Annotated in this window: 15 protein-coding genes; 13 read left to right on the top strand and 2 right to left on the bottom strand. The window is 41.1% G+C overall.

The window, feature by feature from the left end; all coding sequences use genetic code 11:
- The first annotated feature begins 4 nt into the window (after nt 1-4).
- From FFM68_RS06775 to pyrE, 6 genes are read left to right on the top strand one after another with little or no spacing between them, the layout of a single operon-like run.
- Nucleotides 5-1084, top strand: a complete 1080-nt coding sequence (locus FFM68_RS06775) for a carbamoyl phosphate synthase small subunit (RefSeq protein ID WP_137618650.1) — start codon at nt 5-7, stop codon at nt 1082-1084.
- Nucleotides 1085-4267, top strand: coding sequence for a carbamoyl-phosphate synthase large subunit (gene carB / locus FFM68_RS06770; protein WP_137618649.1), 3183 nt, complete (start codon nt 1085-1087; stop codon nt 4265-4267).
- Nucleotides 4268-4300: 33 nt separating this feature from the next.
- Nucleotides 4301-5089: a dihydroorotate dehydrogenase electron transfer subunit gene (locus FFM68_RS06765; protein ID WP_371852011.1), complete on the top strand. Its 789-nt coding sequence runs from the start codon at nt 4301-4303 to the stop codon at nt 5087-5089.
- A complete protein-coding gene (locus FFM68_RS06760) occupies nt 5089-6006 on the top strand; it encodes a dihydroorotate dehydrogenase (RefSeq protein ID WP_137618647.1) in 918 nt (305 codons plus the stop codon). Before FFM68_RS06765 ends, FFM68_RS06760 begins: the two co-directional genes overlap by 1 nt.
- Nucleotides 6006-6722: an orotidine-5'-phosphate decarboxylase gene (pyrF, locus tag FFM68_RS06755; RefSeq protein ID WP_137618646.1), complete on the top strand. Its 717-nt coding sequence runs from the start codon at nt 6006-6008 to the stop codon at nt 6720-6722. Before FFM68_RS06760 ends, pyrF begins: the two co-directional genes overlap by 1 nt.
- A gap of 1 nt (nt 6723) precedes the next feature.
- Nucleotides 6724-7350: an orotate phosphoribosyltransferase gene (gene pyrE / locus FFM68_RS06750; RefSeq protein WP_137618645.1), complete on the top strand. Its 627-nt coding sequence runs from the start codon at nt 6724-6726 to the stop codon at nt 7348-7350.
- 19 nt (nt 7351-7369) lie between these two features.
- Here the strand turns inward: pyrE and efbA are convergent, their stop codons facing one another.
- Together efbA and FFM68_RS06740 are read right to left on the bottom strand one after the other, a co-directional pair.
- Nucleotides 7370-9073, bottom strand: a complete 1704-nt coding sequence (gene efbA, locus FFM68_RS06745; RefSeq protein ID WP_137618644.1) for a fibronectin-binding protein EfbA — start codon at nt 9071-9073, stop codon at nt 7370-7372.
- A 79-nt stretch (nt 9074-9152) separates the two neighbouring features.
- Nucleotides 9153-10820, bottom strand: a complete 1668-nt coding sequence (locus tag FFM68_RS06740; protein WP_137618643.1) for a phosphoenolpyruvate carboxykinase (ATP) — start codon at nt 10818-10820, stop codon at nt 9153-9155.
- Nucleotides 10821-10986: 166 nt separating this feature from the next.
- Here FFM68_RS06740 and FFM68_RS06735 point away from each other — a divergent pair, with 166 nt between their 5' ends.
- From FFM68_RS06735 to aroB, 7 genes are all read left to right on the top strand, one after another.
- Nucleotides 10987-11547, top strand: coding sequence for a hypothetical protein (locus FFM68_RS06735; RefSeq protein WP_137618642.1), 561 nt, complete (start codon nt 10987-10989; stop codon nt 11545-11547).
- 364 nt (nt 11548-11911) lie between these two features.
- The gene (gene trpX / locus FFM68_RS06730) at nt 11912-12922 is read left to right on the top strand and encodes a tryptophan ABC transporter substrate-binding protein (RefSeq protein WP_137618641.1); all 1011 of its coding nucleotides are present in this window, start codon (nt 11912-11914) and stop codon (nt 12920-12922) included.
- A 4-nt stretch (nt 12923-12926) separates the two neighbouring features.
- The gene (locus FFM68_RS06725; RefSeq protein ID WP_137618640.1) at nt 12927-13823 is read left to right on the top strand and encodes an ABC transporter permease; all 897 of its coding nucleotides are present in this window, start codon (nt 12927-12929) and stop codon (nt 13821-13823) included.
- Nucleotides 13824-13891: 68 nt separating this feature from the next.
- Nucleotides 13892-14674, top strand: coding sequence for an ABC transporter ATP-binding protein (locus FFM68_RS06720; protein WP_137618639.1), 783 nt, complete (start codon nt 13892-13894; stop codon nt 14672-14674).
- Nucleotides 14675-15059: 385 nt separating this feature from the next.
- Nucleotides 15060-15938, top strand: a complete 879-nt coding sequence (gene aroE, locus FFM68_RS06715; RefSeq protein WP_137618638.1) for a shikimate dehydrogenase — start codon at nt 15060-15062, stop codon at nt 15936-15938.
- 21 nt (nt 15939-15959) lie between these two features.
- Nucleotides 15960-17000: a 3-deoxy-7-phosphoheptulonate synthase gene (aroF, locus tag FFM68_RS06710; protein ID WP_137618637.1), complete on the top strand. Its 1041-nt coding sequence runs from the start codon at nt 15960-15962 to the stop codon at nt 16998-17000.
- A 144-nt stretch (nt 17001-17144) separates the two neighbouring features.
- Complete coding sequence (aroB, locus tag FFM68_RS06705; protein ID WP_137618636.1) at nt 17145-18203, top strand: 3-dehydroquinate synthase; 1059 nt, start codon at nt 17145-17147, stop codon at nt 18201-18203.
- The last annotated feature ends 1 nt before the right edge of the window (nt 18204 follow it).

The raw sequence follows: 18204 nt of genomic DNA, 5'->3' as shown, positions 1-18204 counted from the left end.
AACGTTGAAAAGACTTTTAATTTTAGAAGATGGCACAGTATTTGAAGGCGAAGGATTTGGCGGCGAAGCGACTGTCGCCGGTGAAGTCGTCTTTACTACTAGTATGACAGGATATCAAGAAACGATCACCGATCAAAGTTTCAACGGGCAGATCATTACATTCACCTATCCAATGGTAGGAAACTATGGTGTGAACCGCGATGACTATGAATCCATCGCGCCGACTTGTAAAGGAGTAATCGTCAAGGAACACGCGCGGTTGGCCAGTAATTGGCGCAACCAAATGACGTTAGATGAATTTTTGAAACGAAAAGGGATTCCAGGAATTTCCGGGATCGATACACGCGCACTAACGAAAAAATTACGCAGTGCAGGAACGATGAAAGGCAGTATCGTTGATCCAGCCGATCAATTAGAGCACTCATTTGATCAACTAAAAGCAACGGTTTTACCAACCAATCAAGTCGCACAAGTATCTACCGTGACACCTTACCCAAGCCCTGGTGTGGGCCGCAATGTTGTTGTGATTGATTTTGGGTTGAAACACAGTATCTTACGAGAATTATCACGGCGGGAATGTAACTTGACTGTGATGCCTTACAACACGGATGCACAATCAATTTTAGATCTTTGTCCAGATGGCGTGATGTTGACGAATGGACCGGGAGATCCTAAAGATGTGCCGGAAGCGATTGAAATGATTCAACAAATCCAAGGAAAGGTTCCTATTTTTGGAATCTGTTTAGGACATCAACTTTTCGCCTTAGCTAACGGTGCCAATACGTATAAAATGAAATTCGGTCATCGAGGATTAAATCATCCAGTCCGTGAAATCGCAACTGGACGGATCGATTTCACTTCTCAAAATCACGGTTTTGCAGTCGATGAAAAAACGATTGATCCTGAAAAATTAATGATCACCCATATAGAAGTCAATGATGGGACAGTCGAAGGGGTCCGTCACCGCAATTATCCGGCATTTAGCGTACAATATCATCCTGATGCTGCGCCGGGACCACACGATGGGGTACACTTATTCGATGAGTTTATGGAAATGATGGATGCATGGAAGGAGCAAGCATAAATGCCAAAACGTACAGATATTAAAAAGATCATGGTTATCGGATCAGGTCCAATCGTGATCGGCCAAGCCGCAGAATTTGACTATGCCGGCACGCAAGCTTGCTTAGCGTTAAGAGAAGAAGGATACGAAGTTGTTTTAGTCAATTCAAATCCAGCGACGATCATGACCGACCAAGAAATCGCAGATACCGTTTATATTGAACCAATCACCTTAGAATTTGTTTCTCGTATTTTACGTAAAGAATTACCAGATGCGATCTTGCCGACACTTGGCGGACAAACAGGTTTGAATATGGCGATTGAATTAGCTGAATCTGGGATTCTGGATGAATTGAACATCGAATTGCTTGGAACAAAATTATCAGCGATCGATCAAGCAGAAGACCGGGATCTGTTCAAGCAATTGATGGAAGAATTGGAGCAACCAATCCCACAATCAGAGATCGTTAATACAGTTGAAGAAGCGGTGGCATTTGCGAATATCATCGGCTATCCAATCATCGTTCGACCAGCTTTCACTTTAGGCGGAACTGGCGGCGGAATGTGCGATAACGAAGAAGAATTGCGGACGATTGCGGAAAATGGCTTGAAACTTTCACCAGCGACACAATGTTTGATTGAAAAATCGATTGCCGGCTTTAAAGAGATCGAATATGAAGTGATGCGAGACTCAGCGGACAATGCCATTGTTGTATGTAATATGGAGAACTTCGATCCAGTCGGCATTCATACTGGGGATTCAATCGTTTTTGCGCCAAGCCAGACATTGTCTGATTATGAATATCAAATGTTGCGGGATGCGTCCTTATCGATCATCCGCGCATTGAAAATCGAGGGCGGCTGTAATGTTCAGTTAGCGCTGGATCCACATAGCTTCAATTATTATGTCATCGAAGTAAATCCGCGGGTCTCACGTTCCTCTGCCTTAGCAAGTAAAGCTACTGGGTATCCCATCGCAAAACTTGCTGCGAAAATTGCGGTAGGACTTACCTTAGACGAAATGAAAAATCCGGTAACAGAGACAACTTATGCAGAATTTGAACCAGCATTAGATTATGTGGTCGCAAAAATTCCGCGTTGGCCGTTTGACAAATTTGAAAGCGGCGAACGTGTTTTGGGAACTCAGATGAAAGCTACCGGTGAAGTGATGGCGATTGGGCGAAATATTGAAGAATCCTTGCTCAAAGCAGTTCGCTCATTAGAAATTGGGACTTACCACGCTGAATTACCGGAGTTAAGCGAAGTCACCGACGATGAATTGACCGAAAAAATGGTCAAAGCCCAAGACGATCGGTTATTCTACCTGACTGAAGCGATTCGACGAGGATATTCAATCCAAGAAATCAATAAATTGACTAAAGTCGATTTGTTTTTCTTAGATAAATTACTCCATATCGTGGAATTAGAAGCAGCATTGACACAAAATAAGAAGAACACAGCTATTTTGAAATTAGCCAAACAAAACGGTTTTTCTGATATAAAAATCGCACAACTTTGGGAGATGAACGCTAGCGAAGTTCGCGAGTTCCGAATCGCAGAAAAAATCGTACCGGTGTATAAAATGGTTGATACTTGTGCGGCAGAATTCGAATCACAAACACCTTATTTTTACAGCACGTATGAATTTGAAAATGAAAGCATTCGTTCTAAGAAAGAATCTGTCTTAGTCTTAGGTTCAGGACCGATTCGAATCGGCCAAGGGGTCGAATTTGACTATGCGACTGTCCACTCTGTTAAAGCAATCCAAGCCGCTGGTTATGAAGCAATCATCATGAATAGTAATCCAGAGACCGTTTCAACCGACTTCTCAGTCTCAGACAAGCTGTATTTTGAACCGCTGACGCTAGAAGATGTACTGAATGTGATCGAATTGGAACAACCGATGGGTGTCATCGTTCAATTTGGTGGCCAGACTGCAATTAACTTAGCCGAACCGCTAGTAAATAATGGTGTCAAAATTTTAGGAACTGCTATCGAAGATTTGGATCGAGCAGAAGATCGCGACCAATTCGAACAAGTTTTGCAAAGCCTATCAATTCCACAACCGCCTGGCGATACAGCAACAAGCGCAAAAGAAGCGGTAAAGATCGCCGAAAGAATTGGCTATCCCGTCTTAGTTCGCCCAAGTTATGTATTAGGCGGACGCGCAATGGAAATCGTTGAAAATCAGTCTGATTTAGAAGATTACATGGCCAATGCAGTCAAGGCCTCACCAGAACATCCGGTTTTAGTCGATCGCTACTTGGTCGGTAAAGAATGTGAAGTAGATGCGATCTGTGATGGCGAAACTGTTTTGATTCCAGGTATTATGGAACACATTGAACGAGCTGGGGTCCATTCTGGAGATTCGATGGCAGTCTATCCGCCGCAGACTTTCTCGGCTGAGTTAAAAGCGACAATTGAAGAATATACGCGCCGCTTGGCGTTGGGGATGAACTGCATCGGTATGATGAATATTCAATTTGTTATTCATGATAATGAAGTCTTCGTAATCGAAGTTAACCCGCGGGCAAGCCGTACAGTTCCATTCTTGAGTAAAATCACGAATATCCCGATGGCACAAATCGCGACAAAGGCAATTTTAGGACAAAGTTTGAAAGAAATAGGTTATCAAGATGGCCTGTATCCCGAAAGTGAAATGGTCCATGTTAAAGCACCTGTTTTCAGTTTCACTAAGCTGCAAAAAGTGGACACTTACTTAGGACCTGAAATGAAATCTACCGGCGAAGTCATGGGAACGGATCGCAATTTAGCGAAAGCACTGTACAAAGCATTCGCTGCAGCAGGACTTCATCTGCCAGAATTCGGGGCTGTCTTGTTCACGGTCGCAGACGAAACAAAAGAAGAGGCCTTAAACTTAGCTAAACGATTCAAAGAGGTCGGTTACAGTCTGATCGCTACAGCAGGAACCGCTGAATTTTTCGAAAAAAATGGTCTAAACTCGAAAAAAATTGCTAAAATTTCTGAAGCGGATGATCACAATGTCATCGATTTGATCCGCAACGGAGAAGCACAAGTTGTCATCAATACGATGGATAAAAACCGGCAAAATGTTTCAGAAGATGGGTTTATCATTCGACGCGAAGCAGTGGAACACGGCGTCCCATTATTTACATCGTTAGATACAGCAGATGCTATTTTGAGAGTAATGGAGTCACGGGCATTTTCAATCCAAAAAATTTAACTTTCACAGAGCAAAGGACACTTTGCTCTGTCGATTTATAGGGAGGCCGTTATGAAGCAGGAAATGATGACGATTGTTCGTCAACAAGAATTAGCACCGAAAATCTATGAATTGGTTTTATCAGGAGAGTTAGTCAAAGAAATACAGATGCCTGGACAGTTTTTGCATATTCGTGTGCCGAGAAGTGATCTATTATTGCGTCGCCCAATCAGTATTAATCAATACGATCAAGACACAGGAACTTGCACGATTATTTATCGAGTCGAAGGCGCTGGAACAAAATGTTTTTCTGAACTTTCACCAGGAAATCAGTTAGATGTTATGGGGCCATTAGGGCACGGCTTTGAAATTGATAAGCTGAATGCTGGTGACACTGCCTTTATTGTCGGTGGCGGAATCGGAGTACCGCCGCTTTATCAGCTTTCTAAAGACTTGAAAGCAAAAGGGGTAGAAGTCGTCCACTTTCTTGGTTTTGGAACACAAGAGGCGGTCTATTATGCCAATGAATTTCAAGCATTGGGAGAGACACATTTTTCAACTGATGATGGAACCTTTGGTGTTCAAGGAAATGTTGGAAATCTCTTGATGGCAAAAACTTCTCAACCTGACGCAGTTTTTGCTTGTGGAAATAACGGTCTGCTAAAAACAGTCGAACAGCTCTATTCTAAAGTAGAAAATGTTCAACTTTCAATCGAATCTCGAATGGCTTGTGGCATGGGAGCTTGTTATGCTTGTGTCTGTCATGTGCCGGGGGATGAAACAAAGAGTGTCAAAGTATGTGAAGACGGTCCCGTTTTCCAAGCAGGGGAGGTCATCTTTTAATGAGTATTGCAGTCAAATTACCAGGGCTCGACTTGAAAAATCCGATCATGCCGGCGAGCGGCTGTTTCGGGTTTGGCAAAGAGTATGCAGATTATTATGATTTGAATCAATTAGGCGCCATCATGATCAAAGCGACAACACCTAAAGTCCGTTTCGGAAATGAGACACCGCGAGTTGCAGAGACCCCAAGCGGGATGCTAAATGCGATCGGGTTACAAAATCCCGGGATGGAAGTCGTTTTGCGGGATATTTTGCCAAGTTTAGAGCAGTATCAAGAATTGCCAATCATTGCGAATGTTGCTGGGGCTTGTGAGGAAGATTATGTCGAAGTTTGTGCCAAAATCGGCGATGCGTCCAATGTCAAAGCAATTGAGTTGAACATTTCTTGTCCAAATGTAAAACACGGCGGGATCGCTTTTGGAACCGATCCAGAGGTAGCCTATCGGTTGACTAAGTCAGTCAAAGAAGTCGCTAGTGTTCCGGTCTATGTCAAATTAAGCCCGAATGTGACGGATATTGTCCCGATTGCAAAAGCAATCGAAAAAGGCGGAGCAGATGGGTTTACAATGATCAATACATTATTAGGGATGCGAATCGATTTAAAAACACGCCAACCGATTCTTGCTAATCGTACTGGCGGCTTATCTGGTCCAGCTATCAAACCAGTAGCGATCCGCTTAATCAACCAAGTAGCCGCAGTTAGTGAACTGCCGATTATTGGTATGGGCGGAGTCCAAACGGTCGATGATGTCTTAGAAATGTTTATGGCAGGAGCAAGTGCTGTTGCTGTTGGAACGGCAAATTTTACCGATCCGTATGTTTGTCCAAAATTGATTGAGGAACTGCCAGTTCGAATGGCTGAACTAGGAATTGAATCTTTGGAGCAATTACGCCGAGAAGTTAAGGAGGCCCGTTAATGGAACAACGTCCGATAATCGCGTTTGACTTTGCCTCAAAAAAAGAAATCGAAAAATTTTTGACTTATTTTCCAATCGATGAGAAATTGTTTATTAAAATTGGAATGGAACTTTTTTATCAAGAAGGTCCCGCAATTGTAAATTTCTTACGCAGACAAGGCCACGATATCTTTCTTGATCTAAAACTGCATGATATTCCCAATACTGTTCAAAAAGCGATGCGCGGAATCGCCAAAATGGGTGTTAAAATCACCAATGTCCATGCAGCCGGCGGTGTGGAAATGATGCAAGCAGCAAAAAAAGGCTTGCTTGAAGGGACTTTGGAAGGTCAACCAGTTCCGGAACTGATTGCTGTAACTCAATTAACTTCCACTAGTGAAGAGCAGATGCACGAAGATCAGCTTATCTCAGTCAGTTTACAAGAAAGCGTCTTACATTATGCGAAAACAGCAGAAAAAGCTGGATTAGCTGGGGTCGTTTGTTCAGCTCAGGAAGTGGAGAATATCCATCAAGCAACAAATGATTCATTTATTTGTTTGACGCCGGGAATTCGTCCGCAAGGTGCCGGTGTCGGCGATCAAAAACGCGTGATGACTCCTGCGAAAGCACGTGAGATCGGTTCAAATTACATTGTTGTTGGTCGACCAATCACACAAGCACAGGCTCCTTATCAAAGTTATTTGCAAATCAAAAAAGAATGGAACGGTGAAGTATAAAATGATCGCAGAACAAATTGCTAAAGAGTTATTATCAATCGAAGCAGTCTCTTTGAGTCCTGATGAACCTTTTACTTGGGCAAGTGGATTAAAATCACCAATTTACTGTGACAATCGTGTGACAATGAGTTATCCTGAAGTGCGCCGGGCGATCGCACAAGGCTTAGCAGCAAAAATCAAAGAGACATTTCCTGATGTTGAAGTGATCGCTGGAACAGCTACAGCGGGGATTCCTCATGCTGCTTGGGTAGCAGAGATTTTGGATTTGCCGATGGTCTATATCCGCAGCAAAGCAAAAGATCATGGTCGCGGCAATCAAATTGAAGGTCGGATCACAGAAGGACAGAAAATGGTCGTGATTGAAGACTTGATCTCAACTGGCGGCAGTGTTTTAGAAGCTGCGGCAGCGGCTAAAAAAGAGGGAGCAACTGTATTAGGCGTTGCAGCAATCTTCACTTATGAACTAGCTAAAGGAAAAGAAAATTTTGCAGCAGTTAAAATGCCGTTGATTACATTGACAAATTATTCTACTTTGATTGAAAGTGCTCTGCAAGAAAATTATATTAATCACGATCAACTTGCATTGTTAAAAAAATGGCGCAAAGATCCAGAAGGCTGGTTGAATTAAGATAAAAAAACGGAGCAGCTTAAGCTGTTCCGTTTTTGCGTAATTGTTCGACCACTGCTTCTTCGGGCGTTACAAAGAGGGTCTTTTGATTTTCATAAATAACAAAACCGGGTCGAGCACCGTTTGGTTTATGGACATGTTTGACGGCGACATAATCTACAGGGACTTGTGCAGATTGACGGAATTTAGAAAAATACGCGGCCAATTCAGCAGCTTCCAACAACGTTTCTTCACTCGGATTCTCATTTTTTATAATCACATGAGAGCCTGGAATGTTTTTTGCATGTAGCCAGATATCAGTCTTTCTAGCTTGTTTTAAGGTCAATTGGTCATTTTGAAGATTATTTTTACCAACTAAAATCGAAGTACCATCACTAGCAGTAAAATGTTCCGGCTTAGAAGGAGCCTGCTTGCGATTTTTCTTGTTACGCTTTTGTTTTAAATAACCGCTAGCAACAAGTTCTTCCTTAATGACTTCAATATCCATTGGGCCTGCGATTTCCAACTGAGCCAGGACGGATTCAAGATAATTGATCTCATCTTTGGCTTCAGCAATTTGATCATAAATCAATTTGACAGCATTTTTTAGTTTTTGATATTTTTGGAAGTACTTCTGTGCGTTCTGATTCGGAGTCAATGCCGGATTTAATTTGATCGTAATTGGAGCATTGTCCTCATAGTAATTTTGTAATTCGATCGTTTCAACACCTCGTGGGACTTGTGCCATGAAAGTTGTCAATAATTCACCATCACGTCGAAATTCTTCGGCGTTCTCAGAATCTAGCAAAGTTTTTTCTCGTTTTGCAAGTTTGGTTTGATTACGTTTGATCTCATTTTCAACTTTTCGAATCAATTCATTGCCGAGTTGTTTGACCCGATCTTTTTCAGCCTTTTCACCATAGAAGGCATCCAACAAAGTACTTAAATCAGCGTAAGTTGCGGGGGCTTCAAAGGTTTTAAAAACAAGCGGTGCAAAGAATTCTTTTTTGTTTTTTAAGCCGAGTGTCGGTGCAAGCTTGTTTTGGATACTTTGCCAGAAATCGGTCCAAACGGCCATTTTTTCATTTGGTTTTTCTAAAAGACGAAAGGCTAATTCATCGGCTGTATCGCGCCCCAATCCTTGGAAATTTTGTTGCAAATAGCGATCATCTAACGTCTCAGCAGTGGAGAGTGTCGCAAAAACTTGTTCTTTTGAAGCGTGGAAAGGATTCGTTTGTTCTTGTTTGGGCGGTTCGATATAGTCACTACCAGGCAAAATAGAACGGTACGTATTTTGCGAGTGACCAATATGTTTGATCGCATCGAGGATCTTGCCAGTCTGTTTGTTCAATAAGACGATCGTTGAGTGACGACCCATCAATTCCACGATCAACACGATATTTTGCAAATCACCTAATTCATCGCGTTTGCTAAAAGTAAAGTGGACGACTCGATCATTTTCGATTTGATGAATGTCTTCTAAAATCGCACCGTCCAAATATTTCCGCAGCATCATAACAAAATTAGGCGGATTGTCAGGATTGGTATAAGCGATCTTAGTCAGTTGGATCCGCGCATAACTCGGATGAGCAGAAAGGAGCAGACGCTGATTTTTTCCTTGTGCGCGAATGACCAGTACGATTTCATTTTCATAAGGCTGGTGGATTTTGGATATTCTTCCGGTAACAAGCTGATCTTTCAATTCTTGTACCATTGCATGGGTAAAAACTCCATCAAAGGACATTTTTTATCCCTCATTTCTATTCAGAATACGTTCATTATAAACAAAAAAGTACGAATAACCAAATAACTCACCGAGAAGTTTAAGCGTCTAAGGCCTCAGAATAACTGCGGAGTCTATCCAGCAGTTGCAAAAGCAGCTGTTCCGCTTCATCAGGCAGACGATCATAGCCGTTTTGTTCGATTTTGCAAGTTTGAACAAATGTCAATCTTGTTTCCAACCGTGTCAATAACTGCTGTAAGTAATGGCGATCGTTGAAATTTGGTTCATGACCGTCAATCGGTAAATAACTCATTTTTTCAAGCGGACCAAAAGCTGAAAATTTTGCGGAGCCGTCAATGATTTTTTCGATGCTATCCAAGGTCTCTTCAGGAGTGATATTGCGTCCTTGAAAATCACCGGTATTTAAAAGATAGCATGCTGTTTTTTGCTTTTGAAACAGTTCTTTGAAATCTTGATAATCTTCTTTCAGCGGATAACAGCGAAAAGGGTTCGCAAAAGGTTCAATGACTAATTGATTTGCGGTATCAGTCCTAATATTTTCAGCGGTAGAACGCTTTGTCGCAAGTGTTGCACCAAAAATTGCAGCTAGTGAAGGGTCGTCGATTTTGACCAACGGCGGCAGGCTATCATCTTTCATGATCCAAAAAAGCCCATCGACTTTTTCTGCAATATGATCTACCCGATTGGGAGTTGCGAAACGACTTTTGATGCTGCGACCGTTTCCGTTGCGAATATCTTCTGTGACCAGGACTTTTTTATTTTGCTCATCCAATGTGACACCGACATTTTGAGCCGTGACAATGTAATGTATTTGGTTACTTGTCATCGGATAGTCTTGGGTTTTATCGAAATAAGCTGGTTCTAGTGCAGTTGTCGATCCTTTTTCTTTTGAGATGACAAATGCATCGTCGTGAAGAACATGGACGTCTCCATTGTTTTTTGGTTTTGCTAAGGTAATCGTTGATTTTCCTGAACCAGAAAGGCCAAAAGCAGCTAACGTGTAGCTTTTCTTTTCTAATAAATATTGTTTCATTCCACCGTGACAAGCGATAAAACCATTGCGATGAGCCGTCGCCCAAGCGAGTGTCAAAGTTGCTTTTTTTAATTCACCAAAATAACGCAAGCCTAAAATTCCGGCACAATTGTTCAGCGAATCAATCACAACAACGCCGTCTGGAAAATCAGGATGCTTCCAGTCAGGATCGGCAAAAATAAAAAGATCACCTGTATCGATCTTAGCAGACTGTTGATAAAACAGTTGTTTTGCATCACTGATTTGAAAATTCAATAAATAGGAGTAGAGGTTAGGGCTGTAATCTGCCGGCAGCATCAAATGTGACTTCACAGTAAATTCTTCATCCAGTCCTACGATCACTTCACCAGAATAAAATTGTTTGGTTCGAGCCTCAAAAACTGCCTCGCGTAAGAGTTTGCTGTAAAATATCGGATCGACACCTTGCTGTCCGATGATCCGACGAGCAGCAGCCGTACGTCCAACGATCGCGCCATCGTTTGTCACTAGTATTTTTGCATCGGTGGGCAGCTGCAATTTGTTTGTGTGTGCTACATCCAGATCAGTTGTGATTGTTCCTGGGCTGGCTTTAGCCAAGGCATATGCATCGGTCAAATGTCGAATTTTTGCGACATTATTTCCGTAAAAGGCTGTTTCAATTACACTACGAATACTGGAAAAAAGTGGATTGCTTTTTGTAATCTCCTTGCGGGAAAAATGTTCAATACTGCTCATCGTACTACCTCCTTAAGTTCTTCAGTGTCATAGTATCATTTAAATAAAGCGCTAACAAACGAAATATCGAACTTGTTTTTTATATCTTGATTTTATAGTGAAATACGTTGTGGTGGTAGCGCTTTTAAACTAAAACTAATATAATCATAAATAAGGAGGCGTTATTATGAAAAGATCTGCAGCGATCATTAAAGAAAAATGCCTGATTCTTTGGCGTGAATTTGTCCGTGCGGCATCAGAAAATGAACGACGCACCTTAACGATTGCAGTCAGTCTAGTAGTTGTAGTGCTCATCTTTTCTGTTTCAGCCGCATTTGCTCAGACGGCTATTCGTCGTTCTCAATTAGAGGAGCTGGTCTTCAGATCGTTGAAATCAGATCACTTGATTCCGCTTGATTATCAAACTGTCGATCAGAGAATAAAAGACACTAAAGCTATCTCGATCATGTTCAGCCAACCAAGCGGGACGTCTTATGAAAATGTCATGACAATCTTAGACGATCCCGATCAAGAAAAAATGCTCAATCGCAAATTTTATTATTATCCAATCGTCTATGATAGTGAGACAATCGCAAAAAAATATCAGCTCGATCCACGGCAAGTCACATTTATTTTTTTCCAGAACGGCAAAGAAAAAAATCGATTTGTTGTTGAAAGCTTAACGGATTTAAATGATACGTTCATTCCGGAATTGAATCGCTTGCCGATGTGGACGTTAAAAAAGTAAAATGAGATTTCAAATGAAACAAATGAGTTTTTTTTAATAAAAAGTGTTGACAGTTGTTTTCTTTTTCGCTAAACTAACGTCAACATCAAAAACCAAGAAGGAGTGGCATTCATGAAACATGTAAACTTATCTAATCAATTGAATAGCTGGCAAAACTGGCGTAGATAAGTTGTATTTATGGATTCACTCATAGATACAACGTTTAGGCAACTTCTAAATTTTGTATCTATGCTGGATATTTTTTCATGCTTATTCCCGCATAGAGACTATCTATGCGGTTTTTGTTTTTTAGACAACTACCGTAGAGTTTTTTGGTAGTTGTCTTTTTATATGCACAAAACAAAAATACTAGGGGGAATTAATTATGAAAAATAAAGGAATTATTGGATCAATCATCGCGTTAGCAGTTGTTTTAATCGGAGTATTTGCTTATCAAATGGGGTCGCGTCAAACAGATGCTGCAGCGGATAAACCAGCAGTAAAAACCGTCGGGATCTTACAATTCATTAGTCATCCATCGTTAGATCAGATCAAAGACGGAGTAATTGCCGGTCTGAAAAAAGAAGGCTATGTAGATGGAAAAAATATCAAGGTCGAATTTTTAAATGGTCAAGGTGATCAAAGCAAATTAAACAGTATGAGCCAGCAATTACTAGAAAAGAAATCAGATGTCTTAGTTGGGATCGCTACACCAGCAGCTAAAGCTTTGGCAAATGCAACCAGTGATAAACCAATCATCATGGGGGCGATCAGCGACCCTGTCAGTGCTGGATTAGTCAAGAATTTGAAAAAACCAGGCGGAAATGTTACTGGGGTCAATAACTTAACACCGGTGGATCAACAGATCGACATGGCAAAAGAATTATTCCCAAATGCAAAAACAGTCGGCATGATCTATTCTTCTTCAGAAGAAAATTCAAAATCACAAATTGAACGAGCAGAAAAGAAAGCCGCTGAAGTAGGATACACTGTGAAAAAATACGCGATCTCTTCAAGTAATGATATCGCAACAATCACTCAACAAGCTTGCAAAGAAACAGATTTCTTATACATCCCGCAAGACAATACGATCGCCAGCGCGTTCCAAACATTAATTAACGAATCAGATAAAGCCAAAAAACCAGTCTTTGTATCGGTCGATAATATGGTAAAAGAAGGCGGAATCGCCACAGTAGGTCAAAACCAATTTGAACTGGGTGTTGAAACAGGAAAAATGGCAGCAGCCGTTTTAAGCGGTAAATCAGATCCAGCGGACACACCAGTTAATGTCATCGACTATGGCGATATGATCATCAATGAAGAAAAAGCGGAAGAATTGAATATCACAATTCCAGCAAAAATAAAAGAAGAAGCAGAAGTCGTTAAAGGAGAGTAATCAAATGGTAATTTCAGCGATAGGACAAGGTTTTTTATGGGGGATTTTAGGATTAGGGATCTTTATGACGTATCGCATTCTAAATTTTCCTGATATGACAACAGAGGGATCCTTTCCATTAGGCGGTGCAGTCTGTGTCACAGCTATTACCAACGGTGTGTCGCCGATTCTTGCGACCCTTCTAGGGATCTTTGCAGGAATGTGTGCAGGCTTTATTACAGGAATACTTTATACTAAAGGGAAGATCCCGGTCATTTTAGCTGGAATTCTCGTGATGTCAGGGTTGAATTCAGTGATGTTGTTCATTATGAAAACACCCAACCTTTCTTTATTGAAACAACCAAAGATACAAGATTTCTTTACTAACTTAAACTTACCGGACCATTTTGATATTGTTTTGTTAGGTTTAATCGCGATTTTGATTATTATCGCTTTGTTGCTGTTCTTCTTTTTCACTGATTTTGGGCAAGCATATATTGCAACAGGGGATAATGAAAATATGGCTCGTTCGATTGGTATCAATACTGATCGGATGAAAGTCATCGGCTTGACACTATCTAATGGAGTCATCGCATTGTCAGGGGCTTTGATTGCTCAAAATGACGGTTACGCTGATATCGGCAAAGGTGTTGGTGTGATCGTGATTGGACTTGCTTCGATCATTATCGGCGAAGTCCTTTATGGGGAAGTTACTTTTGTTGAGCGATTAGTCGCGATTGTTTTAGGCAGTATCATCTATCAATTACTGATCTTGATCATTATCAAAGTCGGTTTGGATACGACCTATTTGAAGATCTTCTCATCGATCATCTTAGCCTTGTGTTTGATGATCCCACGCTTAAAAGAAGCGCTGAATTTGAAAACAGGACTAGAAAAAAATGCAGGCAGCAAGTCACATTAGCATAGCCAGCTGATTAATCAGTGAATCTTTTAAACGAAATGATGTCATTATATAGAAGGAGTGCGCTCATGAATGCCTTAGAAGTAAAACAGGCTAGTAAAACGATCAACAATGGTATAAATGATAAACGTAAAATTTTGAATCAGGTAGATTTAACGATTGCACCTGGTGAATTTGTCACTGTTTTAGGGGGGAATGGGGCAGGGAAAAGCACGCTCTTCAATAGTATCTCCGGCAGCTTGCAATTAGATAGCGGAACGATCTCGGTAATGGGCAAAGATTTGACCAAACTTTCTGAAGAACAACGAGCTTCTTCGATCGCACGCGTATTTCAAGATCCTAAAATGGGGACTGCGCCACGGCTGACAGTCGCTGAAAATTTAGGATTGGCTGAAAAACGCGGACAAAAGCGTCGTTTGCGTCAACGCCAACTCAATCAAAAAAAGGAATTGTATCGCGAATTGTGCCGCTTGACTGGCAATGGCTTAGAAAAGCAGCTTGATACGCCGACTGGCTCTCTTTCCGGTGGCCAAAGACAAGCGCTGAGTCTGCTGATGGCAACGATCACTCAACCAGATTTATTATTATTGGATGAACATACAGCCGCACTTGATCCCAAAACTGCTAAGCAATTGATGAAATTAACGGATCAGCGGATCAAAGAAGAAAAGCTGACGTGTTTGATGGTCACGCATAAAATGGAAGATGCCTTGCATTATGGCGATCGAGTGGTCGTGATGGAAAAAGGGGAAATCATCAAAGATATCCGCGGCGAAGCGAAAAAACAACTGACACTGACTGATCTGTTTTTGCTTTTTGAAGAAAGTGATCCAGCAGTCGAAGTGATGTAAATAAAAAAAATTTACAGAAAACTAAAAAAATAGGTTGACTTATTTTATAAACAATCCTATACTAAGTTCAATCTTAAATCACAGTTTGGAGCGATCTTTATGAATAAGAATAAGAGTACGCACACACAACTGAATAATTATTACTTTAGCTATTTTAGATAGGTTTGTATTCATGATTCATGGATGCAGACGACACCAGTTTGTATCTATGATGGCTAGAGATATTAAGTATGACTTAATGCCACATAGATGAAAATCTATAGTGGCTTTTTCTTTGGAATCTTTTTTGGAGAGATTAGGCTCATTGTAGATTTTCTACAATGAGCCTTTTTCATATTTAAAATACGGATTGAAGGTTGATTATTATAAGAAGGAGTGAGGAAAGATGGAAAACGAAATTTCAGGAAAGACGCGGTTAGCCGGCTTGTATGCTTTACCAGCAAGACACAGCTTTTCGCCAATGATGCATACGACATCATTTAAAGCGACGGGGGTCGATGCAGTCTATCTAAGTTTTGACGTTCAGCCGGAAAGATTAGCTGAAAGTATTCAAGCGATTCGTGATCTTGAAATGTTGGGAATCAATTTATCGATGCCTCACAAGATGGAAGCTGTCAAATATGTTGATGAGCTGAGTCAAGCAGCCCGGCTAATCGGAGCAATCAATACGATTGTGAATCAAGATGGTAAGTTGATCGGACATATTACAGACGGTATTGGCTGTATGGAGAGTCTAAAACAAAACGGGATTGAGATCATTGGCAAAAGAATGACGATTCTTGGAGCTGGTGGTGCCGCGACAGCAATTATTACACAAGCGGCGATCGACGGAGTACAAGCCATCGATGTTTTCAATATCAAAGATGACTTTTATCAAAAAATCGAACCAAAACTTGCGCTGATCGCTGAAGAAACCAACTGTCAAATCCAACTACACGATTTGGCTGACGAACAGCAATTATCCGAATCTTTAGCAGCAAGTAGTTTATTAATCAATGCAACTAGGATTGGGATGGCGCCAAATATAGATCAAATGCCATTACCGAATGAATCATTGTTAAGAAAAGATTTACCCGTATTTGATGTAATTTATCACCCTGGCGAGACCAAACTTCTAAAAGCAGCTAAAGCAGCTGGAGCAACCGCAGTTAATGGCTTAGGAATGCTGCTTTATCAAGGAGCCGCCGCTTTTAGATTATGGACAGGCAAGGAAATGCCAGTAGAGATGATCCAACCGTTATTGGAAGATGCAATTAAAAAATAAAAAATGAAGGAAGTTATTCGCATGATTTTAATTATAAAAAAAGGAATTAAAGAATCAGAATTGTCACCTATTTTATCACGGATTGAAGAAGAAGGATTGGGCGTTCAAATCAATCGCGGGAAAGATCGGTTAGTATTAGGATTACTCGGAGATCCAAAAATTATTCAAAATGTTCCGTTTCAAGCATACAGTGTTGTTGAGCGGGCAGTTGCTATCTCAAATACGTACAAACTCACTTCAAGAGAGTTCCATCCTCAAGATACAGTTGTTGATGTTGATGGCGTAAAAATCGGCGACGGTAGTTTTGTAACAATGGCAGGCCCTTGTTCTGTCGAAGGCGAAGAACAAATTATGGAAACTGCACGCATGGCTAAAGCCGGCGGAGCAAAAATTTTACGTGGCGGGGCTTACAAACCACGGACTTCACCATACGCTTTCCAAGGATTAGGCGAAGAAGGATTGAAAATTATGCGTAAAGCCGCGGATGCTCACGGTTTGAAAGTAATTACTGAAGTGATGGATGAAGCGCATATCGACGTTGTTTGTGAATACGCAGATATTATCCAAATCGGTGCACGCAACATGCAAAACTTCCGCTTGTTGGAAGCAGTTGGTAAAACAGGAAAACCAATCGGCTTGAAACGCGGAATCTCAGGCACAATCCAAGAATGGTTGAATGCGGCTGAATACATTGCAGTACAAGGCAACTCAAAAATCATTTTCATCGAACGTGGGATTCGCACTTACGAAACAGCGACTCGTAATACTTTCGATTTAAGTGCAGTTCCATTAATCAAGAAATTGAGCCACTTCCCAATAATCGTTGACCCAAGTCACGGTACTGGTGTTTGGGACCTTGTCGGACCGATGGCACGATCAGGGGTTGCCAGCGGCGCTGACGGAATGATCGTTGAGATCCATCCCGATCCATTACACGCTTGGTCTGATGGTGAACAGTCATTAAATGAGAAAAACTACCTAAAAATGATGAGCGAAGTTGAAATCATGGTTGAAGCGATGAAAAAAATTAATGAATTAACGAGTGAACCTTCATTTATTTAAATAAAATAATTGTTCTGCTTTTTGCTAGACTTAGGTTATTGTGGAAATCGAAATCTACTAAGCTAAGTCTGGCGATTATCAGAAAAAAATTTCTTCATATTTTTTGAAGAACAAGGGATAGATACGAAACAGGAGGAACAGGTCATGGAAATTGTTTTATCAGAAAAAAGCTACGAAATCATTGTAAAACGCCACGCGTTGGATTCTGTCGATGAGTGGATCGCGACGCTTTGGCAAAATAAAAAAATCGCGATCATCAGCGATGACCACGTATTTCCGATTTACGGCGACAAAATCCAGCAACAATTAGCTGATTATGAGGTTTGTCACTATGTTGTTCCAGCAGGTGAAAGTAGTAAATCATTGACGATGGCAAACAATCTTTATGATTTCTTGGCAGATCAACAATTTACCCGCAGCGACGCGATCATTGCTTTAGGCGGTGGTGTCGTTGGCGACTTGGCTAGTTTTGTTGCCTCAACCTATATGCGAGGGATCGCCTTTGTTCAAATACCGACATCACTATTGGCGCAAGTTGATTCGAGTATCGGTGGGAAAACTGCAGTAAATTCAAGCAAGGCAAAAAATATGATCGGTACGTTTGCCCAACCCGATGGTGTATTGATCGATCCAGAAACACTAAATACATTGCCTGAACTTCGTGTTCGCGAAGGAATCGCAGAAATCATCAAATGCGGGGCGATCAGCGATATTTCATTGTGGCAAGACCTTGAGAAGCTAACAGGAGTCCAAGATCTTTTGGCTCACAGTGAAAGGATTATTTCAAAAGCTTTGCACGTTAAAAAAATGGCAGTAGAAGCAGATGAATTTGATAACGGTGCTCGGTTATTGTTGAATTTTGGCCATACGATCGGACACGCAATCGAAAATACTGCTGGATACGGAAAAGTCAGTCATGGCGAAGCTGTAGCAATCGGAATGATAAAAATATCGCAAACAGCTGAAAAAAAACAGCTTTCTCCAAAAGGAATCACAGCAGCAATCACACAGATGAATCAAAAGTATCAATTGCCCACAGATTACCAACCTTGGGAAGCTGAGAAATTTTATACGGCAATCACACATGATAAAAAAGCACGCGGAAATAGTTTAAATATCGTCGTGCTGAAGGAAATCGGCAAAGCGTACATTCAAAAAATTAAGTTGACCGAAATCCAAGACTTTTTAATAGAAGGGAAGTAGC

Origin of the sequence: Enterococcus xiangfangensis, assembly GCF_005405365.1 — a bacterium.
In the GTDB taxonomy this organism is placed as follows: domain Bacteria; phylum Bacillota; class Bacilli; order Lactobacillales; family Enterococcaceae; genus Enterococcus_A; species Enterococcus_A xiangfangensis.
Note: the sequence above shows the minus strand (reverse complement) of the source record. Positions and strands in the feature narration are given on the sequence as shown.